Genomic DNA, 18,591 nt, shown 5'->3' with positions numbered 1-18,591 from the left:
CATGTATCACAGCAAGATCCATCAACGGCAGCGGCGCGAATTCCTGCGGCGCGCCTCGGCGCTTGGCGTGGCCGGCGCCGCCGCGCCCTGGGCGCTGAGCCTGGCCGGTATCGGCGAGGCGGCGGCCGCCGCCGCACCAGGCGACTACAAGGCCCTGGTCTGCGTCTTCCTGCATGGCGGCAACGACCAGGCCAATACTGTGGTGCCATACGACCCGGCCAGCCATCAGGCCTACCAGAGCTTACGTGGCGCCATCGCGACGCCGCGCGAGCAGCTTGCCGCCACTGCGCTGAGCCAGCTGGCCGATGGCCGCCAACTGGCGCTCGCGCCGCAGCTGGGCAGGATGAAGGCCTTGTTCGATGCCGGCAAGCTGGGCGTTGTGCTCAATGTTGGCACCCTGGTGCAGCCGACCACGCTGGCCCAGTACAAGGCCAAGAGCGTGCAGCTACCGCCCAAACTGTTCTCGCACAACGACCAGTCCAGCATCTGGCAGTCCAGCATGCCCGAGGGCGCCACCAGCGGCTGGGGCGGGCGCCTGGGCGATCAGTTCCTGTCGGCCAACGGCAACGCCACCTTCACCTGCATCAATGTCTCCGGCAACGCGGTCTTCATGTCAGGTCAGCAGGCGGTGCAATACCAGATGTCCAGCGGCGGCGCGGTTGCCATCAATGGCGTGACGAAGCCGTTGTACGGCTCGCAGGCCTGCGCCGATGCCTTACGCAGCCTGATCACTGCGCAACGCAGCAACTGGATGGAGCATGAGCTCAACCGCGTTGTCTCGCGCTCGGTCAACGCCCAGTCCATCGTCGCCGGTGCGCTGAACAGCCTGCCGCCACTGACGACCCTTTTCGATGCCGCCAACAGCCTTGCCGTGCAACTGCAGATGGTGGCCAAGCTGATCGCCGCCAGGGCCAGCCTGGGTGTCAGCCGCCAGGTCTTCTTCGTCTCGCTGGGCGGATTCGACAACCACGATTTCCTGCCTACCCAGCACCCGCTGCTGCTGGGTCGCGTCAGTGATGCGCTGGCCAGTTTCTACGCCGCCACTGCCGAGCTGGGCGTGGCCGAGCAGGTGACCAGCTTCACTGCCTCGGACTTTGGTCGCACGCTGACCAGCAATGGCGACGGCTCCGACCATGGCTGGGGCAGCCATCATTTCGTACTGGGTGGCGCGGTCAGGGGCGGGCGATGCTGGGGCCAGGCCCCGGTGGTTGCGATCAATGGGCCCGACGACGTCGGCCAGGGCCGGTTGCTGCCGGCCCGCTCGGTCGACCAGCTGGCCGCCACATTGGCCAGCTGGATGGGCGTGTCCGCCAGCGAGCTGCCGCGCTTGCTGCCGCAGATCGTCAACTACAGCGAGCGCGATCTCGGCTTCTTCAGTGGCTGAGCGCCGATGAACCCGGCGCGTTCGGTCAGCCGTGCGGTGATCAGCTGCTTCAGCGGTGGCAGGTGCTGGGCGATGTCCAGCACGCCGCGGCGCAGCAGCCGGGCCGGCATGGCCTCGGCGGTAAACAGGCGCACGACGGCATTGGTGCCCTGGTAGATCAGTCGGGTCTCGCGCCGGTGGCCATCTGCGTAGCGCTCCAGCGCGGCGGCGGGTTCGGCCACGCCTTCACGCCGTAAGGCCTCGGCCAGGCGCTCGGCGCCGTAGAGACCGAAGTTGTAGCCATGGGCGGTGACCGGATGCATGCCCACCGCGGCGTCGCCGACCAGCGCGAAGCGCAGCGCGGCGAAGCGCCGCGCATAGCTGGCCACCAGTGGGTACTGGTGGCGCGGCCCGGCGAGCCGCAGGTTGCCAAGGCGATCCTGTGCATGAGTCTGGACCCAATCCAGCCAGCGGGAGTCCTCCCAGCCGCGCAGGGTCTCGGCCAGATCGGCCGGCAGGGTCAGCACCAGGGAACTCAAGCAGGGCGAGCGGCTGCCCAGTGGCAGCCAGGCCATGGTGTGGCCGTGGTGGAAGCACTCCAGCGCCTGGTCCTGGTGCGGCCGCTGGTGCGCTATGCGAGCCAGCTGCACGCTGCGGCCGAAGTCCAGCAGCTCGCAAGGGATGCCGGCCAAGCGGCGCAGGGTCGAGAAGCGGCTGTCGGCCGCCACCAGCAGCGGGCCTTGCAGGCGCCGACCATCGGCCAACGAAACCGTCGCGGCCATGCCGTCAAGCGCCATCGCGGTCACGCACGCCTCGCCCTGCAACGCTATCAGTGCGCTGCGGCGCAGCGCGCCGGCATGAGCGACGCGGCGCAGCGCGTCATTGGACACCAGCGTGCCAAGCGCGGCGTCGCCGGCTTCGAACAGCAGCGAGGCGGTCTGCCGGCCATTGAAGACGCGGGCGCGGCGCAGCGGGGACTTCTCTTCAGGGGCCAACTCCTGCCAGGCGCCCAGACGCTGCAGTATCGCAATGCTGCGCTGGGTGAGCGCGATCTCGCGGCCGTCCTCCGCCGGGTCCGCCAGCGCAGCCAGCGGTTTCACGTCTAGCACTCGACTGGGAATGCCGGCATCGGCCAGCAGGCAGGCGAGCGACAAGCCCACCGGGCCGGCACCGACGATCAGGACGGAGTTGTTTGCTCCACAGGGCTTGCTCATCATGGGTGCGAAGCCTAGGGCATCGCGGCCGCCTGCGTCTTGATCCCGCTCAGGCTTGGCCGTGCTGCCAGCGCACGGTCAACGAGGCGGCGGCGTGGCGCTATCGGTGGGCTTGCGCATCAGCAGCCACTGCGCCACCAGGGCTTCGAGGGGCAGCAAGCGCAGCTGCGTCCACATCCAGGCGCCGAGCGGGCGGGGGCCGAGCCGTTGCCTGACCAGGCCCCAGCGCCAGGGCTTGGCGGCGACGATGGCGGCACTGCCCAGCACGACCACGCCGACTGTCAGCAGCGGATAGCGCTGCAAGGTAGGCAGCAGCAGCCCTTGCGCCTGCTGCCACGCGGCCTGCGCAGGACGGCGCCAGGGATGATGCTGCCAGGCGGCCTGCAAGCCGCTGAGCGCCGCATCCGCCAGCGGGGAGTGGCGCAGGCGGCGCCGCCAGCAGCGCCACAGCGCGGTCAGCCGCGGCAGTGGGCGGCCGGCATCCTGCCTGGCTTGCTCAGCGTCGCGTCGATCACCGCCCATCGCCTGGCGCAAACGCAGGCGCGAGTCCGCCAGCCTTTGCAGTGCGATCTCGGCGCTCATGAGGTCTTGCCTGCTTCGTGCAGCACCGCACCGTCAAGCTGCAACTGCTGGCGCAGCAGCGGGAATAACCTCGACGGAGCTTGGCTTTGCAGCATCAAAAAGCACAGGCCTGCTGCCAGCCACGGCGTGACGGCGATACCGCCGAGTAAGGCCGGCATCGGCATCTGCGCCAACGGCACGACCGCCACCAGCATCAGCGCCCCGCCGCCAAGACCGAGGCCCAGCATCAGGCTGGCGAACAGCGCGGCTGCCCACAGGCTGCGCCGGCGCAACTGGGCGAGCGCTTCTATGCTCTCGGCCGTGGCCAGTTGGGCGTAGGCGCCCAGATGCTCGGACAGCAGCTCGGGCCGGGTGGCCACCAAGCCAATCAAAGGATGAATCATCGCTGGTGGCCCCCCGCCGTGCGCTCAGTGATGGCTGCGCGATCGGCTTGCCCAGCCAGCGATCACGGCCAGTGCCGCACCGGCCGCCACGGCCATAAGCACGGACTTGACCGGTTCATCGCGGATGTAGGCGACCGAGCGCTCGCTGCCGCGGCTGACCTGATCTCGTACCTCGGCGCTGGCCAGGCGTGCCTTCTCCAGGCCTCGGCGTGCCAGCTCCTCGGCATGGCTGACCGCATTGCCCAGGGCACCGGGTACGGTCTGGCCCAGATCATGGACACGGCCCTGCAGATGGTCGAGGGCGCCGTTGCTGGCGCGCTGGGTGCTGCGCAGCGCCTCTTCGGCCTTGCTGGCGGCCAGGGCGGCCGCTTGTTCGACGCTATGGCCTGCATTGCTGCCCAGCGCTGAATTGCTTTCGTTCATGGAGTTCTCCTTGTTGTCGGTGGGGCTGGCGGCGCGGGTGAGTGCGCTGCTCATTTGAACCAGCTGTCGTCGACGCGACGCTCCCAGCTGCTGAGCTGCTTCTCGGCCTCGTCTTTGGCGATGCCGTAGCGCTCCTGGATCTTGCCGCTGAGCTGTTCGCGGCGGCCGGCGACGACGTCGAGATCGTCGTCGCTGAGCTTGCCCCATTGCTCACGGACCTTGCCCGTGACTTGCTTCCAGTTGCCTTCGATGCGGTCCCAGTTCATGGTGAATCCTTTCGTCAGTTTCAGAGGAGGGCGGTCGGCCGGAACGACTTGCTGGTTGTCCCTGATCCGATGACTTCAGTCTAGAAAGACCGACCCGGCCGGGCCATCGGAGAACGGCGGCTGGGCGTGTAGGACCAGGCCCCATTGCCCTCTTGCTGTCACCACCAGCGCTCAAACCATTGCGCCAGCGTCTCGCGGGCGCGCTGCCACAACGGACGGGCGCGCCAGGCAGGCAGCTCGATGGCCTGGGCAGCGGAGAGGTCGCGGCGGAACATGCCGGTCATCGCGTCGCCGAAGTCCTCGCCAAACACGACCGCATTGACCTCGTTGTTTCCGGTGAAACTGCGCCAGTCCATATTGCTGGATCCCACGGTCGAGACCACGCCGTCGATCACCGCCGTCTTGGCATGCAGCACCGCGTCCTGCAACTCATGGATCTTGACCCCGGCCTCCAGCAGCCGCTCGTAATAGCCGCGCCCGGCATGAAGCACGGGCGCGAAGTCGCTGACCGAAGGTAGCAGCAGATGGACATCGACGCCGCGCTGCGCTGCATCGCTGAGTGCCGCCACCATGTCCTCTCCCGGCGCGAAATACGCCATCGTCAGGTAGACGCTGCGCTGCGCACTGTCGATCGCAGTCAGCAGCATGCTGTAGATCTTGTTGAACTCGTCGTCCGGCGTGGATGGGATCACCCGCAGCAATTGCTCGCCGGCTGCTGCGGTCGGTGTTGGCGTCAGCGCGGGCAGAGGCTCCTTGCAACCCTGGGCCACCCAGGTGCTCCGCACCAGCTCGTCGAGCGCCGGCACGGCGCTGCCGCGCAGGCGGATCTGGGTGTCGCGCCAGCCCCGCTCCTTGGCATCGGCGCTGCGTTTGCGGCCGAACGAGCCGGACGATCCAGATGAGCCTGATGAATAGACCGCACTGATATTGATGCCGCCGGTGAAGCCGACATCCCGGTCGACCACCAGGATCTTGCGGTGGTCCCGGTGCGTGATGTCCCAGTAGCCCGGCCGCTGCAAGGGGTTGACCGGGTTGAACGCACAGACCGCAATGCCAGCCTCGCGCAGTGCGTCAAAGAAGGCGGGGTCGGTGCCAATCGAGCCCAGCGCGTCGTAGATCATTGCGATCTGCACGCCTTGCGCGCGCTTGCGCTTGAGCAGCGCCGCCAGTTGCTGGGCCACGCCGTCGTGCTCAACGATGTAGCTCTCCAGCAGAATGCTGTGGCGTGCCCGCTCGATGGCCTCGAACATGGCGGCGAAGGTGGCCGGCCCGTCCAGAAGAAGGCGGGCCTCATTGCCCGCATGCAGATGTACATCGTCGTCGACAGCCGTCTGCGCAGCCAGATGCCTGTGCAGCAGCGAGGCGTTGCCCTGATGACCGATCTTTTTGAGCAAGGCCTCACGCTGCGCCTGGCCCAGACGCCCGCGCTGGCCACTGACAGTCAGCCGGGCCGCCACCGTACCGGCCTTCAGAGTTGGCGGCGGTACGTCGGCTCGCGAGGGTAAGGCTCGAGTGGCGCAGCCGCTGAACGCCAGACTCAGGCCCAGTGCCAGGCCCGCAAGTAGCACGGGTATGCGCGGGCCGGGCCGGGGGGGCATACAAAACTCCTGGGTAGACGGCGTCTATTTGCGCAGCGCGCCGACGCCTAGCATCGCCAGCACCAGCAGCACGACAAAGATCAGCAAGAAGACGAAGAACAGCAACTTGGCAATGCCGGCGGCGCCGGCTGCGATACCGCTGAACCCCAGTACCCCGGCGATCACCGAGATCAGGGCGAAGATGAGAGCCCACTTGATCATGTCGAGTCCTTGTCGTGGCTTGGGATGGCTCGACTCTAGGCCTGGCGCGGCGCAATGAGGATCGGCGGGCGACGCCCGGCCGTGTAGGACGCTGACTCGCCCAGGCAATGCGGCCTTGTCCTACAAGCAGCCGCGCCGTGCCCCGACAGGGGCAGCGGCCTGGCTTGCCTAGCATCGCTGCATGAATAGGATCATGAACAGTCCCAATCGCTGCGAGGGCGAGCCTGCGCTCGATGTGGATCTACTGCTGAGCACGCCGGCCAGCATCGTCGTGCGCGCGCGCGTGGAGTTTGCCGATGGCTCGATGCTTCAGGATGCCGGCCTGGTTGTAGCGCGCGAACACTGCCGTGGCAACCGTCCCAAGGTGTCCGCGCTGCGCTGCGCAGCCCAGCTCTGCGCGGCGCGGCTAAGTCGGCCCGTAGGCCCAAAGCCGCGCGCGGTACGGGCCTTGTATGCCTTGGTCGACGGGGTCTGGTGCGCGTTGCAGTTGCAGCCGCAGCCGGCTTGATCAGGACGGCATCGGCAGATGCCGGCGCGAACCGCGCGCGTGGGCGAACACCCAGGTGAACTCGGCACCTAGCAGAAAGATCTGCGCCGAGTAGTAGACCCAGATCAGCAGCACCACCAGCGATCCGGCCGCGCCGAAGCCTGAGCTGATCGCGGTGCTGCCGATATACAAGCCGATCAGGCTGCGCCCGATGCTAAACAGCGCGGCTGTCACCACCGCGCCGACCCATACATCAACCCAGGCGACCCGTGCCCTGGGCATGATCTTATAGATCAGCGCGAACATCGCCGTCATCAGGCCGAAGCTCAGCAGATGATCGATCACGAGGATCAGGTCGTCCCAGCCGCCCAGCAGCGGTGACCACCATTTGTGCAGTGCAGACAGCGCCGCACCCATCAGCAGCGAGACCATCAGCAAAAAGCCGAAACCCAGAATCAGCCCGAAGGACAGCAGGCGCGCGCGCAGCAGCGCCCACAGGCCGTTCAGTGGCCGGGCCGGTACGCGCCAGATGCGATCCAGCGTGTTCTGCAACTCGGCGAACACCGAGGTCGCACCGATCAGCATCAGCACCAGCCCCGACACCGTGGCCAGCAGGCTGCCACCAGGCCGGTTGACGCTCTCCAGCAGTCCCTGCACAGCCAGTGCACCGGCGCTGCCCAGCAGCGACTGCAGCTGGCCATAGATTTCGCCGCGTGCGGCCTCTGCGCCGAATACCAGGCCGGCCACCGACACGACGATCAGCAGCAGCGGTGCCAGCGAGAACAAGGTGTAGTAGGCAATCGCCGCGCCCATGCTGGGTGCCCCGTCAGCCAGCCAGGCTGCGCCGGCGCGGCGCGCCATGCTCAGCACTTCGGCAGGGGTCAGCGGCGGCATCGTTCGGTCATTGGCCCTGGCTCAGCGCCGCCGCAATGCCAGCACACCGGCCACGAAGATCGCGGCGAACAGCAGGCCGCTCCAGAGTTCGTAAGGCAGACCCAGCAGCCGGTAGGCGGCGGCTTCGGCGCAGGAGGCGGTGATCATGAAGACATCGGGCCATAGCGTCTCCAGGTCCAGCGCGGTGACGATCCGGTCGGCCAGGGTCATATCGCAAGAGGCCAGCTTGGAGGCCACCTCATGCTGGTAATAGGCCGAGGCCAGACCGGCCAGCGACAGCAGCAGCACTGCGCCCAGCGAAAGCTTGCGCAGCACCGTGCTGCCCTTGAGTAGCCATCCCAAACCAGCCACCGCACCCAGCAGCAAGAAGATGGCCCGCTGCATGACGCACCAGGGGCAAGGCTTGACGTTGAATCCATGCTGGGCGATTAGCGCAATCGCGACGCCGCCGAAGCTGGCCAGGCAGATAAAGGCCAGCACGCGCGCCGGCAGTTTCGAGGCGGTCAGGAACATCGATCAGTCCGCGTCGACTTCCACCACCAGATCGATCTCGACGCAGGCCCCCATCGGGTTCTGGGCCACACCGAAGGCGCTGCGCGCATGGGCGCCGCGCTCGCCGAACACCTCGGCCAGCAGCTCCGAGGCACCATTGGTCACCAGATGCTGCTCGGTGAACTCCAGCGTGCTGTTGACCAGGCTCATCAGCTTCACGATGCGGGTGATCTTGTTCAGATCGCCGACCGCCGCCTGTAGCGTGCCCATCAGGTCGATCGCGATAGCACGGGCCGCAGCCTTGCCGGTGGCAGTGTCGGTGTCCAGGCCGAGCTTGCCGACCCAGGGCTTGCCGTCCTTCTTTGCGATATGGCCTGACAGGAAGACCAGATTGCCGCTGCGAACATAGGGCACATAGGCTGCCACCGGCACGGCCACGGGCGGCAACTCGATGCCCAGGTTCTTCAGACGCTCATAGACGGTTGTGCTCATCGGGGGCTACTCACGGCAAGTAAAGAGGTTTGGAAAGTTGGCGCGAATCCTACACCGAGCTTCCAGGGAGGCAGCGGATGCATCACGCATGGCGCACGGCCGTACCCGACCGTGTTGGTGCGGCTAGTCTGGCTGGCCGGTCATGCCGGCGCTCGCATCGGCCCCGGCCGGGCTTGTGCTGCTGCCACCCGGCAGCCGTGCCTGGCTGTGCGGGCAGTCGGCGCGGCGCTTCGTCTTCGGGATCGAGCGGGCCGAGGATCCGAAGCGCAGTGCCGAGCTTTGCTTGCCGTCGCGGCTGTTGCTGAGCGTCGCCCGGCCTGGCGCACCGCTGTCGACAGGCGTGGCTTCGACGAGGTGGCCCGGCAGGACGTCGCCAGCGCTGCTGGCCTGCTTCAGGTTGATGCGGTGGTTGAGAGCTTGGATCTACCGCCGGGCGTGTATTCGCAAGTCCGAGTCCGGGATTCTGAGCAAGAGTTTCGCCCTATGTTTCTCGGGTTTCGAGGTGATAGTTGGGGTGCGCCCGACCTGCGTGGACAGATCGCATGCTTTGACCTCGAACACCGGCCAGTCGAGCGGAACTCTCCCCGGCTTGCCAAGGTCTTCCAAGCGGTCGTCAAGGCTCAGTGCGATACCGGGGAGAACGTGCAGCCCGAGATCGCGCTGACTGTGGTCGGTGACGTGGAGAAGACGCACAGGCCGGCGGTCAGGACGTCGGTGTCGCCGTTGCCTCGGAAGACAAGACTGATGTACGAAAGCGGCTCATCGCGCTTGCGCGTCATCACTTCGTTGTCGCCTTCGCCGGTGTGTCTTGTGGCGCAGCGATCCCCCGAGCCCCTGAGCCCCCTGGCCAGCGCTAGCAGGGCTGGCACTCCTGGCAACGCGCGGCCACCGATGCCGACACGGCCCTAGAGGAGGATCATGGTTTTTGAGCGCTCTCGCGAAAACTGCGCAGCGTGCGCCCGAGCTCGATGACTGCATAGGCGTAGTAGCTGGACCAGTTGTAGCGGGTCAGCGCATAGAAGTTGGCGGTTCCTGCGATATAGCTGGGCGCTGCCGTGCCGTTTTGCAGCTCGACCAAGGCTAACGCGCCCTGGTGCTCACGGCCGGCCTCCGAGAGCTCGGCTCCGGCCTCGGCGAACTGGGCGGCGCTGAAGCTGGGCAGGATGTCGGGCGCCAGCAGGCGGGCCCGCTCGACGGTGTCCACCGGTACGGCCACCGTGTAATGGGTGGGCATGCCGGGTCGCCAGCCATGCTGGGCCAGATAGTGGGCTACCGAGCCGATCGCGTCGACCGGGTTGCCTATCAGGTCGACGTGGCCGTCGGCATCGAAATCGATGGCATGCTTGTTCCAGCTGCTGGGCATGAATTGCGGCCAGCCCATTGCGCCTGCATACGAGCCTTTCAGCGTCGCCGCGTCCAGCCCCTCGCGCTGGCACAGCTTCAGGAACTCGGCCAGCTCGGCGCGGAAGAACTCGCTGCGGTCGCGCCGCCCGGGCGGGAAATCGAAGCCCAGCGTCACTAGCGCGTCGAGCACGCGAAAGCCGCCAGTGATCTGGCCGTAGAAGGTCTCGACCCCGATCAAGCCGGCAATCAGCTCGGCCGGCACCCCGTACTGCGCCTCGGCCCGCGCCAGCGCGGCCTCATGGGCGGCCCAGAAGGCAAGGCCGGCCTGCAGCCGGCGCGGCTCGACAAATCGGGCTCGGTAGGCGGCCCAGTCCTTGGCCGTGCCGGCCGGCGGCGGCATGATCAGGCGCTGCACGGTCGGCAGCTTCCTGGCCTGTGACAGCAGGCGGCGCAGGCCGGCCTCGTTCCAGCCCAGCAGCGCGGCCTGCTCGCTGGCGAAACGCATCAGGTCTTCGCGTTCGCCGTAGATCGCAGCGACGGGCTGCGACGGAGTTTTTTTCTGCTTCGCGGCTTGGGCCGGGTCGGCCAGCGCGGCGGTGATCAGCACGAGGCTTAGAACGGAGGTCAGGGCACGCAACAACATCAGGAGGTCTTCATGGTCTGGTGCCGCAGCATACGGCCTGCGGCACGGAACTCGTGCAGCCAGCGCCAGCGGTTCAGCCAGCCGGCCGCGTCCGCCGTGCTGCCTGCGGCATAGCGCGCAAGCTCCAGCGCCAGCAACTGGCGCGCCAGCGGCTCAGCCGCCGCGCCGTGGCGGGCCCGCAGCAGGGCCGCCCATTGGCGCGGCGCTTGGTGGGCGGTGGCGGCGATATCGAGACGGCGCAGCTCGCGCAGGATGGCGCTGCGCTGGCGGCTCCAGCCGTCGTGCGGCCGGGCCTGCCAGGCCGCCCAGGCCGCGCCGGCGCCCGCCAGCAGGCCGATCAGCGCGCCGACCAGCTGACCCAGCGACTGCCAGTCGGGGCTGCGCCAGCCCAGCTTCTTCAACAGATCGAACTGGTCGCTGCGCGAGTAGTTCAGCACGTATTGCTGCCAGCGATTGTTGAGCTGCTCCCAGCTCCGGGCAATGGCGCGCAGCCCTTGCCACAGAGCCGGGTTGACCTGGCCCAGCGCGCCAGCGAAGGCGCCGGGCGGGGGGCTCAGGGCCTGGCCCAGATTGACGCGGTCCGGCGCCACAGCAGCAGTCGGGTCGACCCGCACCCAGCCGCGCCCGGCCTGCCAGACCTCGGCCCAGGCGTGGGCCTGACTGTTACGCACCACCAGATAGCCGTCCTGCAGCTCGCGGTCGGCGCCCTGGAAACCGGTGACGATGCGGGCCGGAATGCCCAGCGCCCGCATCACGACGACAAAGCCGGCCGAGAAATGCTCGCAAAAGCCCAGCCGGCGGTCGAACCAGAACTCGTCGATCAGATGCGGCGTCACCTCGCCGTAGCGGCCCGGGGCTAGCGTATAGGTGAAGTCGGCCGTGGTGATGTGGGCCAGCACGGCGGCCACCATGGCTGGCGCATAGGAACGCTCGTCCAGACCGGCGAGTTCGGGGCGGCGCCTCAGCTCGGCCGCCCAGCCCAGAGTACGCGGGTTCATTCCCTGGGGCAGCTCCAGATAGGCCTGCAGGCCCAGGGTTGGCTGCAACGGGCCGCTGTCATAGTCCAGATAGGCCTGCTGGTTCAGTCGCAGGCGCTCGGTGATGGGGCGCGGCGCCAGCCACTGCAGGTCGACGCTGCGGCGCAGCACAAGCCCCTGGACATCCATCTCGCTGCCCGGAGCTTCGGGGCTACTCTCCAGTAGGGGCATCACGCTCAGGCGCAACGGCTCCATCGTCAGCTCGTAGCGCAAGACCTGGCCCCGCACCCGTGGCGCTGGCGCTCGGGCGATGAAGGGGTTGTTGTTGCCGGGCAGCGGCCGCCAGCGGCGACCGTCGAAGCGACTGAGCACCGGGCCGCGGAAGTACAGGCCTTGCGGCGGCGGCGCCGGGCCCTCGAACCGCAGCCGCATCGCGACGCTGTCGTCGTTGGCGATCTCTGACATCGCGCCCAGTTCCATCTCGTTGGACAGCCCGGTGCGACCCACCGAGTCGCTGGGGATGCCCCACAGTGGCGCGATGCGCGGAAACAACAGGAACAGCAGCACCATCACTGGCAGGCCCATCGCGGTGGTGCGGGCGGCCTGGGTCGCGGCCAGCTTGAGGCTGGGCTGGCCCACCGGCATTTGGGCCAGCACAAGCGCGCTCAGCAGGGCCCAGACACTGACCAGTGTCCACAGCCCGGTCAGCAGCGACTGCGAGTACAGATACTGGGTCAGCACCAGGAAAAAACCGAGGAAGAACACGACGAAGGCATCGCGGCGCGCACGAAGCTCCAGCGTTTTCATTGCCATCAGCATGACCAGCATCGTGATGCCGGCCTCGCGGCCAATCAGCGTGCGATGGGTCAGCAGGGTCAGGCCGGCCGTCACCAGCAACAGCAGGCTCAGACTCCAGCGCCCTGGCAATGCCTGGCCGTTCCAGGCCAACAGACCGCGCCACAGCAGCATCAACCCGGTCAGCGCCGTGCACCACAGCGGCAGATGGCTGGCATGGGGCAGGGCGGTGGCGGCGATAGCGAACAGCAGGAAGAAGGTATCGCGGGTTTCCCGCGGCAGGTGCTGCAGCCGAGCCTTGATCGTGGCCCAGGCGCTCATCGCAGTGGCTCCAGGGGAGCGGCCGCAAGCAGTTCCAGGCAGGCCTGGCGCTGTGCCGGCCCATGACCGGGAGCCAGTTCTTGCCCGCCCAGGCGCAGGCCGTAGGACTGGCCCAGCTGCTCGGCTAGCAGCACCCAGGCGGTCAAGCGCGAGAGCCGCGCCTCCCAGTCCAGGCCGGCGGTGTCGGCCAAGTCGAGCCAGCGCTGGCGGCTGGCTGGCGCCAGGGTCTCGCGCACCAACAGCTGGCCATCGGGGGTGCTGGCGGCCTTCTTCCACAGCACCTGCTTGATCGAATCGCCCTGGCGGTAGGTGCGCACTCCCTCGAAGTCTTGGCCGTGCACCATCAGCGTGGCAGCGCGCTGTCCCTCGCCGCTGCTGGCCGCCTGGCCGGGCAGGGCCGGCGGCGGCTGCTCGGGCCGGGGATAGATCCAGACGCGAGCCTGCGGCCGCCAGACGCTCCAGGCGCCGAACAGGCCGAGCGGAAAGCGGGTCCAGACGCGCAACTGCGGCAGGCTCATCAGGCCGCGCACAGCCGCCGGGCAGCGCAGCTGCAGCAGACTGTGGCCCTGCGCCGGCACATCGGCCCAGGCCGGCTCAGCCTCCTTGCCGTGTCGGACCTGAATGCCGATGCCGTAGCGTGCCCGGCCGCTGTTGTGCATCCTCACCTCCAACTGCACATCGTCGCCCGCAAAGGCCGGCTGCGGGCTTTTCAGGTCCAGGCTCAGGCCGCGCAGATTGGCGTGGGTGGCGTGCATCGACGCAAAGCCGGCGCCGGCCAGCAAAAAGGTCAGCATATAGCCCAGGCTCAGCTGGTCATTGATCGAGGCCAGCAGCAGCACGACCAGGGTCATGCAATAGAACACACCCGGCCGGCTGGGCAGGATGTAGATGTTTCGCTGGCCCATCTGGTGGGTGTCGCTGAGCGGATGGCGGGCCTGCCACCAGGCCCGGGCGCGGCGTCTGAGGGACTGCACCATGTCAGCGCTCAGGGAATTGGGATGGACTCGATCATGGCCCGCACCTGCTCGCGCGCGCCGCGGCCGCTGCCGGCCTTCGGGCGCAGACGGTGGGCAATGGTCTGCGGCAGGATGGCCTGCACATCGTCCGGCGAGACATAGTCGCGCTCGTCCAGCAGGGCACGCGCCCGCGCGGCGCGCAGCACGCCGAGGCCGGCGCGCGGGCTCAGGCCTTCGACAAACCATTGGCCCGAGCGGGTCGCGGCGAGCAGGGCCTGCAGATAGTCCAACAGGGCCGGCGCCGCATGGATCTCGCGCACGGCGGCCTGGGCCGCCAGCAGCTCGCCTGGCTGCATCACCGCAGTCAGTGCACGGATCGCCTCGCGGCTGTCCTGGCCCATCAGCAGCTCGCGCTCGGCTTTCTCGTCCGGATAACCTAGTGAGATGCACATCAGGAAGCGGTCCAACTGAGACTCCGGCAGCGGATAAGTGCCGAGCTGCTCGCTGGGGTTTTGCGTGGCGATCACGAAGAAGGGTTGGGGCAGCGCATGGGTCTGGCCGTCGACGCTGACTTGGTTCTCCTCCATCGCCTCCAGCAGGGCGCTCTGGGTTTTGGGGCCGGCGCGGTTGATCTCGTCGGCCAGCAGCACCTGGGCGAATACCGGCCCTGGGTGGAATGCGAAGCCGCCGCGCTCTCGTTCGTAGACCGAGACACCCAACAGATCAGAGGGCATCAGGTCGGAGGTGAACTGAACGCGCGAGAAGCGCAGGCCCATCGAGACCGACAGGGTGTGGGCCAGCGTGGTCTTGCCGACCCCGGGCAGGTCTTCGATCAGTAGATGGCCGCCGGCTATCAGGCAGGCCACGCAGTCGCGGATCTGGGTCGGTTTGCCGCGGATGATCGTGCTAATCTGGTGCTGTAGCGTCTTGAGTTGCTGGAACAGCTGGTGCTTGGTGGCTTGGTCGCTCATGCTCGGACATTAACTCAAAACACGCCGCGCCATCGAGACTGCCGCGCCTCCCGCATGCCCACTGCCTACCTCAGCCACCCCGATTGCCGTCGCCACGATATGGGCGCCGGCCACCCCGAATGCCCGCAGCGCCTGGATGCGATCGAGGACTGGCTGATCGGCAGCGGCCTGGATGTCGCACTGGAGCGTCATGAGGCGCCGTGCGTGCGCCTGTCGGACGTGGAGCTGGCTCATACCCACGGCTATGTGGCCCAGCTGCGCGACACGCTGGAGTCGCTGGCTGCCAGCGGCGAGTCGCGCGCCATCGACCCCGACACCATCGCCAACCCCTACACCTGGTCGGCCGCCTTGCGCGCCGCCGGCGCGGCTGTGCAGGCCACCGATCTGGTGATCGACGGTCAGGTCGAGAATGCCTTCTGCTCCGTGCGCCCACCGGGCCACCATGCGACGCGCGACCAGAGTATGGGCTTTTGCTTTTTCAACAATGTCGCGATCGCTGCCCGCCATGCGCTCGATGTGCGCGGGCTGCAGCGCGTCGCAGTGGTGGACTTCGATGTGCACCACGGCAACGGCACCGAGGACATCCTTGCCGGCGACGAGCGCGTGTTGATGGTTAGCATCTTCCAGCACCCGCTGTATCCCTATTGCGGTGCCGTGCCCAAGGGCGAGAACATGATCAATGTTCCGGTGCCGGCCTACACCCGTGGCGGCGAGATTCGCGAAATGATCGAGGCGATGTGGATGCCGGCGCTGGAGCGTTTCAAGCCTGAAATGATCTTTATCTCTGCCGGCTTCGATGCCCACCGCGACGACGATCTGGGCCAACTGGGCCTGGTCGAGGCCGACTACGAGTGGATCACCTGGCGCATCAAGGAGCTGGCCGAGCGCCACGCCCAGGGCCGCATCGTCTCTTGCCTCGAAGGCGGCTACCACCTGGGCGCGCTGGCGCGCAGCGTCGGTGTGCATTTGCGGGTTTTGGCCGGGGTCTGAGGCCCGCGCGACTCATTGCTTCTTTGATGCGGCGCCACCCGGCGGCCGCCCCCGACGAATGAACCATCATCCCCTGACTTTTGACGAATTGCAGACCCTGCTGGCGTCGCTGCTGCAGCCCGCTGCGCTGACCGAGCTGGCCCTGGTGCTGGCCTGCTTGGGCCTGGCCTGGCTGATCGTCTGGCGCTTGCGCGGCCGCCAGCCCCAGCCGCCCTCGGTGCTGTTCGGCCGCCAGCTGTTCGATGGTGTGCTGTTCCCGCTACTGGCGCTGGCACTGGCCTGGGGCGCGCGGCGGGCGCTGCCGCTGCTGGGTGTGCCGGTGGCGGTGTTCAAGGTGGTGATTCCGGTGCTGATCTCGCTGGCCGTGATCAGGCTGACGGTGCGGGTGCTGAGCGCGGCGCTGCCCAGCTCGGGCTGGGTCAAACTGATTGAGCGTACGGTCTCCTGGCTGGCCTGGGGCGGCTCCATCCTGTGGATCACCGGCCTGCTGCCGGTGATGATGGCAGAGCTCGACGACATCAAGTGGAAGATAGGCGCAAGCCAGATCAGCCTGCGCGCGCTGATCGAGGGCAGCCTCAGCGCCGTGCTGGTGATGGTGCTGGCGCTGTGGCTCTCGTCGGTGATCGAGGCGCGACTGTTGCGCAATGTGACCACTGATCTGTCGCTGCGCAAGATCGGCGTCAACCTGACCCGCTCGCTGCTGATCTTTGTCGGTTTGCTGCTGGCGTTGACGGCCGCAGGCATTGACCTGACCGCGCTGGGCGTGCTGGGCGGCGCGATCGGCGTGGGTATTGGCCTGGGCCTGCAGAAGCTGGCGGCCAACTATGTGAGCGGCTTCGTGATTCTGGCCGAGCGCTCGCTGCGCATCGGCGATATGGTGATGGTGGATGGCTTTGAAGGCCGCATCAGCGACATCAAGACCCGCTACACGGTGATACGCGCGCTCAACGGGCGCGAGTCGGTCGTTCCCAACGAGATGCTGATCACGCAGCGGGTCGAGAACTCCTCGCTGGCCGATCCGAGGGTCTCGGTGGTCACGACAGTGCAGGTGGCCTATGGCACCGATGTGCAGACCCTGATGCCGCGCATGGTCGAGGAGATCATGAAGGTGCCGCGCGTTCTGCACGACCCGGCGCCAGGCGTGCTGCTGCGCGAGTTTGCGGCCGACGGGCTGACCCTGCAGATCGGCTTCTGGATCGAGGATCCGCATAACGGTCAGTTGGGCGTGCGCTCCGAGGTCAACCTGGCCATCCTGCGGCTTTTCGATTCGCTTGGCATCGAGATCCCGTTCCCACAGCGGGTTGTGCACCAAGCGAGCAATAGTGCCGATTTGGCGCCTGTGTCACCGCCCTGAAGCCGGGGCTGCTGCCTACCATCTCCGCTTTCTCGACAAAGGGATGGTTATGCGGTTCATGCAGCGGGTGATGTTGTCCTTGGCGGTGCCGGCCGGTTTGGTGCTGGTGCTGGGGGCGGCCGTCAGCGTCGGAACCTACTCGGTGGAGCGCCAGCTGGGCGACTACTTCACGCATGAGGACGCTTTGTCGGCCGAAGTCAACGAGATGTATGCCCAGGGCCTGCAGATGGGTCAGGCGCTGCGCAATATCGTGCTGGATCCGGCCAACAAAAAGGCGTATGACAACCTCGACGGCGCGGCCAAGGCCTATGACAAGGCGGCCGGCGCGGCCGAGGCCGCCGCCTCGCCCGAGCAGCTGAGCAAGCTGCGTGCGATGGCCGCACTGCGCAGCCGTCTGGCTGAGGTACAGCAGCAGGTTCTGGCCCAGGTGCAGCAGGATGCGAGCACAGCAGCGGCCCTGCTGAACAAGCAGGAAACCCCGGCCTGGCGCGAACTGCGGGCCGAGCTGCTGGAGCTCAAGAAGATCACCGGCGCCGACAAGGAGGGCGCTCGCCTGGAAGCTGCCTCCGCAATGAGCTCGGCGCGCTGGACTGTGCTGAGCCTAGCGCTGCTGAGCTTGGCAGTCTGTGTAGGTTTCTTGCTGGCCCTGCGCCGCTGCGTGCAGCGCGAGCTCGGGGGTGATCCGGCTACCGCGCGCCAGGTGCTGGAGCGGGTGGCGGCCGGCGATCTGCTGGCCGAAGTGCCGGTGGCGCCCGGTGACACAAGCTCGATGATGGCGGCGTTGCAGCGCACCCGGGATTCGCTGCGGGCGTTGGTTACCGATGTCAATCAGTCGGCGCAGAGCATCGCGCTTGCCTCTAGCGAGATCGCCGTCGGCAACCAGGATCTGTCCAGCCGCACCGAGCACCAGGCCAGCAGCCTTCAGGAGACCGCCTCGTCGATGGATCAGCTGACCTCAACCGTGCAGCACAACGCCGAGTCAGCCCGTCAGGCCACCCAACTCGCGGCCACCGCCAGCGGCGTAGCCAGCCAGGGCGGCGTGGCGGTCGGGCAGGTCGTGGACACGATGGATGCGATCAGCGCGCAGAGTAAGAAGATTGCCGACATCACCTCGGTGATCGACGGCATCGCCTTTCAGACAAATATCCTGGCGCTGAACGCGGCCGTCGAGGCGGCCCGTGCCGGCGAGCAGGGCCGCGGCTTCGCGGTTGTCGCCTCTGAGGTTCGCTCGCTGGCGCAGCGCTCGGCCGCCGCTGCACGCGAGATCAAAAGCCTGATCAGCGAGAACGTCGAGAAGGTCGAGGACGGCGCGCGCCAGGTCCAGCGCGCCGGCCAGACCATGGGCGACTTGGTCACTCAGGTGCAGCGGGTCTCAGGGCTGATCAGCGAGATCTCGGTGGCCACCGGCGAGCAAAGCGGCGGCATCCAGCAGGTCAGTCTTGCCGTGGGCCAGCTCGATGAAGTGACGCAGCAGAACGCCGCACTGGTCGAGCAAAGCACCGCGGCCGCACAAAGCCTCAGCCAGCAGGCTGAGCGACTGAGCGCGCTGGTCAAGGTGTTCCGGCTGGCCTGAGGCCGGGCTAGGCTCAGTCCGGCCGGCGGTGCTGGTAGCGCCACCAGGCGGTCAGCGCCGCAGCGGCCATCAGCAGCGTTGCGCTGAAGGCCGCAGGCGTGCCCAGTAGGGCCAGGCTTAGCAGGGCGGCTGCCGCATAAAGCGCCGGCAGCTTCTCGTACCAATATTTGGAAATCCACATCGTTCGCCCTCCCATGGCGCAGCGGGAGGTTCTGGCTGCGGTCCGCCGATGTCATCGTGCTGCGGCCGCGCTGCCTTGCTGGCGACCTCCC

21 protein-coding genes are annotated in these 18,591 nt (G+C 67.5%); 5 read left to right on the top strand and 16 right to left on the bottom strand.

Translation table 11 applies throughout. The features are described from left to right. Position 1: 1 nt before the first annotated feature. On the top strand, positions 2-1,384 hold the full coding sequence (locus OOZ63_RS26255; RefSeq protein WP_266008626.1) for a DUF1501 domain-containing protein: 1,383 nt from the start codon (positions 2-4) through the stop codon (positions 1,382-1,384). Here OOZ63_RS26255 and ubiM read toward each other — a convergent pair. The 7 genes from ubiM to OOZ63_RS26220 all read right to left on the bottom strand — a co-directional run bounded on the left by ubiM (position 1,348) and on the right by OOZ63_RS26220 (position 6,030). Then, complete coding sequence (gene ubiM / locus OOZ63_RS26250) at positions 1,348-2,580, bottom strand: 5-demethoxyubiquinol-8 5-hydroxylase UbiM (RefSeq protein WP_266008625.1); 1,233 nt, start codon at positions 2,578-2,580, stop codon at positions 1,348-1,350. The genes OOZ63_RS26255 and ubiM overlap by 37 nt on opposite strands. Positions 2,581-2,655: 75 nt before the next feature. Next, positions 2,656-3,159 (bottom strand): hypothetical protein, encoded by a 504-nt coding sequence (locus OOZ63_RS26245; RefSeq protein WP_266008624.1) that lies wholly within the window; start codon positions 3,157-3,159, stop codon positions 2,656-2,658. Then, positions 3,156-3,542 (bottom strand): hypothetical protein, encoded by a 387-nt coding sequence (locus OOZ63_RS26240; protein WP_266008623.1) that lies wholly within the window; start codon positions 3,540-3,542, stop codon positions 3,156-3,158. The genes OOZ63_RS26245 and OOZ63_RS26240 overlap by 4 nt, the downstream gene beginning before the upstream one ends. A gap of 24 nt (positions 3,543-3,566) precedes the next feature. Further along, the gene (locus OOZ63_RS26235) at positions 3,567-3,965 is read right to left on the bottom strand and encodes a hypothetical protein (protein ID WP_266008622.1); all 399 of its coding nucleotides are present in this window, start codon (positions 3,963-3,965) and stop codon (positions 3,567-3,569) included. A gap of 50 nt (positions 3,966-4,015) precedes the next feature. Further along, a complete protein-coding gene (locus OOZ63_RS26230; protein WP_266008621.1) occupies positions 4,016-4,231 on the bottom strand; it encodes a CsbD family protein in 216 nt (71 codons plus the stop codon). 158 nt (positions 4,232-4,389) lie between these two features. Beyond that, positions 4,390-5,829, bottom strand: coding sequence for a phospholipase D-like domain-containing protein (locus tag OOZ63_RS26225; protein WP_266008620.1), 1,440 nt, complete (start codon positions 5,827-5,829; stop codon positions 4,390-4,392). Positions 5,830-5,853: 24 nt separating this feature from the next. Then, complete coding sequence (locus OOZ63_RS26220; RefSeq protein ID WP_266008619.1) at positions 5,854-6,030, bottom strand: DUF1328 family protein; 177 nt, start codon at positions 6,028-6,030, stop codon at positions 5,854-5,856. A 193-nt stretch (positions 6,031-6,223) separates the two neighbouring features. Here OOZ63_RS26220 and OOZ63_RS26215 point away from each other — a divergent pair, with 193 nt between their 5' ends. Further along, complete coding sequence (locus OOZ63_RS26215) at positions 6,224-6,538, top strand: hypothetical protein (RefSeq protein ID WP_266008618.1); 315 nt, start codon at positions 6,224-6,226, stop codon at positions 6,536-6,538. Here OOZ63_RS26215 and OOZ63_RS26210 read toward each other — a convergent pair whose 3' ends face one another. From OOZ63_RS26210 to OOZ63_RS26175, 8 genes are all read right to left on the bottom strand, one after another. Beyond that, entirely contained in the window at positions 6,539-7,411 is an 873-nt protein-coding gene (locus OOZ63_RS26210; protein ID WP_266008617.1) for a YihY/virulence factor BrkB family protein, read from the bottom strand. Positions 7,412-7,432: 21 nt separating this feature from the next. Then, positions 7,433-7,924, bottom strand: a complete 492-nt coding sequence (locus OOZ63_RS26205; RefSeq protein WP_266008616.1) for a disulfide bond formation protein B — start codon at positions 7,922-7,924, stop codon at positions 7,433-7,435. Positions 7,925-7,927: 3 nt separating this feature from the next. Next, complete coding sequence (locus tag OOZ63_RS26200) at positions 7,928-8,395, bottom strand: RidA family protein (RefSeq protein ID WP_266008615.1); 468 nt, start codon at positions 8,393-8,395, stop codon at positions 7,928-7,930. A 620-nt stretch (positions 8,396-9,015) separates the two neighbouring features. Then, on the bottom strand, positions 9,016-9,174 hold the full coding sequence (locus tag OOZ63_RS26195; protein ID WP_266008614.1) for a hypothetical protein: 159 nt from the start codon (positions 9,172-9,174) through the stop codon (positions 9,016-9,018). A gap of 137 nt (positions 9,175-9,311) precedes the next feature. Beyond that, entirely contained in the window at positions 9,312-10,382 is a 1,071-nt protein-coding gene (gene mltB / locus OOZ63_RS26190) for a lytic murein transglycosylase B (RefSeq protein ID WP_266008613.1), read from the bottom strand. Then, positions 10,382-12,475 carry a DUF3488 and transglutaminase-like domain-containing protein gene (locus OOZ63_RS26185; protein ID WP_266008612.1) on the bottom strand — a complete coding sequence of 698 codons (2,094 nt, stop codon included), beginning with the start codon at positions 12,473-12,475 and terminating at the stop codon, positions 10,382-10,384. Before OOZ63_RS26185 ends, mltB begins: the two co-directional genes overlap by 1 nt. Continuing rightward, entirely contained in the window at positions 12,472-13,452 is a 981-nt protein-coding gene (locus tag OOZ63_RS26180; RefSeq protein WP_266008611.1) for a DUF58 domain-containing protein, read from the bottom strand. Before OOZ63_RS26180 ends, OOZ63_RS26185 begins: the two co-directional genes overlap by 4 nt. Before the next feature lie 8 nt (positions 13,453-13,460). Then, a complete protein-coding gene (locus OOZ63_RS26175; protein WP_266008610.1) occupies positions 13,461-14,402 on the bottom strand; it encodes an AAA family ATPase in 942 nt (313 codons plus the stop codon). A gap of 54 nt (positions 14,403-14,456) precedes the next feature. Here OOZ63_RS26175 and OOZ63_RS26170 point away from each other — a divergent pair, with 54 nt between their 5' ends. The 3 genes from OOZ63_RS26170 to OOZ63_RS29165 all read left to right on the top strand — a co-directional run bounded on the left by OOZ63_RS26170 (position 14,457) and on the right by OOZ63_RS29165 (position 18,319). Next, complete coding sequence (locus tag OOZ63_RS26170; RefSeq protein ID WP_266008609.1) at positions 14,457-15,392, top strand: histone deacetylase family protein; 936 nt, start codon at positions 14,457-14,459, stop codon at positions 15,390-15,392. 58 nt (positions 15,393-15,450) lie between these two features. Beyond that, complete coding sequence (locus tag OOZ63_RS26165; RefSeq protein ID WP_266008608.1) at positions 15,451-16,746, top strand: mechanosensitive ion channel family protein; 1,296 nt, start codon at positions 15,451-15,453, stop codon at positions 16,744-16,746. 70 nt (positions 16,747-16,816) lie between these two features. Then, positions 16,817-18,319, top strand: coding sequence for a methyl-accepting chemotaxis protein (locus OOZ63_RS29165; RefSeq protein ID WP_323055790.1), 1,503 nt, complete (start codon positions 16,817-16,819; stop codon positions 18,317-18,319). Positions 18,320-18,332: 13 nt separating this feature from the next. Here the strand turns inward: OOZ63_RS29165 and OOZ63_RS26155 are convergent, their stop codons facing one another. Beyond that, positions 18,333-18,500 (bottom strand): hypothetical protein, encoded by a 168-nt coding sequence (locus OOZ63_RS26155; protein WP_171018171.1) that lies wholly within the window; start codon positions 18,498-18,500, stop codon positions 18,333-18,335. Positions 18,501-18,591 lie beyond the last annotated feature (91 nt).

It is taken from the genome of Paucibacter sp. PLA-PC-4 (genome assembly GCF_026241155.1).
Lineage (GTDB): Bacteria > Pseudomonadota > Gammaproteobacteria > Burkholderiales > Burkholderiaceae_C > Roseateles_E.
This window is presented reverse-complemented; position numbering and strand designations above follow the sequence as displayed.

What these genes read in the sequence shown, in the direction of transcription:
- OOZ63_RS26200 (WP_266008615.1), bottom strand. Translation starts at nt 8,395, where the DNA reads ATGAGCACAACCGTCTATGAGCGTCTGAAGAACCTGGGCATCGAGTTG.
- OOZ63_RS26235 (WP_266008622.1), bottom strand. Translation starts at nt 3,965, where the DNA reads ATGAACGAAAGCAATTCAGCGCTGGGCAGCAATGCAGGCCATAGCGTC.
- OOZ63_RS26210 (WP_266008617.1), bottom strand. Translation starts at nt 7,411, where the DNA reads ATGCCGCCGCTGACCCCTGCCGAAGTGCTGAGCATGGCGCGCCGCGCC.
- OOZ63_RS29165 (WP_323055790.1), top strand. Translation starts at nt 16,817, where the DNA reads ATGTTGTCCTTGGCGGTGCCGGCCGGTTTGGTGCTGGTGCTGGGGGCG.
- OOZ63_RS26215 (WP_266008618.1), top strand. Translation starts at nt 6,224, where the DNA reads ATGAACAGTCCCAATCGCTGCGAGGGCGAGCCTGCGCTCGATGTGGAT.
- OOZ63_RS26155 (WP_171018171.1), bottom strand. Translation starts at nt 18,500, where the DNA reads ATGTGGATTTCCAAATATTGGTACGAGAAGCTGCCGGCGCTTTATGCG.
- OOZ63_RS26180 (WP_266008611.1), bottom strand. Translation starts at nt 13,452, where the DNA reads ATGGTGCAGTCCCTCAGACGCCGCGCCCGGGCCTGGTGGCAGGCCCGC.
- mltB (WP_266008613.1), bottom strand. Translation starts at nt 10,382, where the DNA reads ATGTTGTTGCGTGCCCTGACCTCCGTTCTAAGCCTCGTGCTGATCACC.
- OOZ63_RS26225 (WP_266008620.1), bottom strand. Translation starts at nt 5,829, where the DNA reads ATGCCCCCCCGGCCCGGCCCGCGCATACCCGTGCTACTTGCGGGCCTG.
- OOZ63_RS26240 (WP_266008623.1), bottom strand. Translation starts at nt 3,542, where the DNA reads ATGATTCATCCTTTGATTGGCTTGGTGGCCACCCGGCCCGAGCTGCTG.
- OOZ63_RS26205 (WP_266008616.1), bottom strand. Translation starts at nt 7,924, where the DNA reads ATGTTCCTGACCGCCTCGAAACTGCCGGCGCGCGTGCTGGCCTTTATC.
- OOZ63_RS26230 (WP_266008621.1), bottom strand. Translation starts at nt 4,231, where the DNA reads ATGAACTGGGACCGCATCGAAGGCAACTGGAAGCAAGTCACGGGCAAG.
- OOZ63_RS26245 (WP_266008624.1), bottom strand. Translation starts at nt 3,159, where the DNA reads ATGAGCGCCGAGATCGCACTGCAAAGGCTGGCGGACTCGCGCCTGCGT.
- OOZ63_RS26255 (WP_266008626.1), top strand. Translation starts at nt 2, where the DNA reads ATGTATCACAGCAAGATCCATCAACGGCAGCGGCGCGAATTCCTGCGG.
- ubiM (WP_266008625.1), bottom strand. Translation starts at nt 2,580, where the DNA reads ATGATGAGCAAGCCCTGTGGAGCAAACAACTCCGTCCTGATCGTCGGT.
- OOZ63_RS26220 (WP_266008619.1), bottom strand. Translation starts at nt 6,030, where the DNA reads ATGATCAAGTGGGCTCTCATCTTCGCCCTGATCTCGGTGATCGCCGGG.
- OOZ63_RS26165 (WP_266008608.1), top strand. Translation starts at nt 15,451, where the DNA reads ATGAACCATCATCCCCTGACTTTTGACGAATTGCAGACCCTGCTGGCG.
- OOZ63_RS26185 (WP_266008612.1), bottom strand. Translation starts at nt 12,475, where the DNA reads ATGAGCGCCTGGGCCACGATCAAGGCTCGGCTGCAGCACCTGCCGCGG.
- OOZ63_RS26170 (WP_266008609.1), top strand. Translation starts at nt 14,457, where the DNA reads ATGCCCACTGCCTACCTCAGCCACCCCGATTGCCGTCGCCACGATATG.
- OOZ63_RS26175 (WP_266008610.1), bottom strand. Translation starts at nt 14,402, where the DNA reads ATGAGCGACCAAGCCACCAAGCACCAGCTGTTCCAGCAACTCAAGACG.
- OOZ63_RS26195 (WP_266008614.1), bottom strand. Translation starts at nt 9,174, where the DNA reads ATGACGCGCAAGCGCGATGAGCCGCTTTCGTACATCAGTCTTGTCTTC.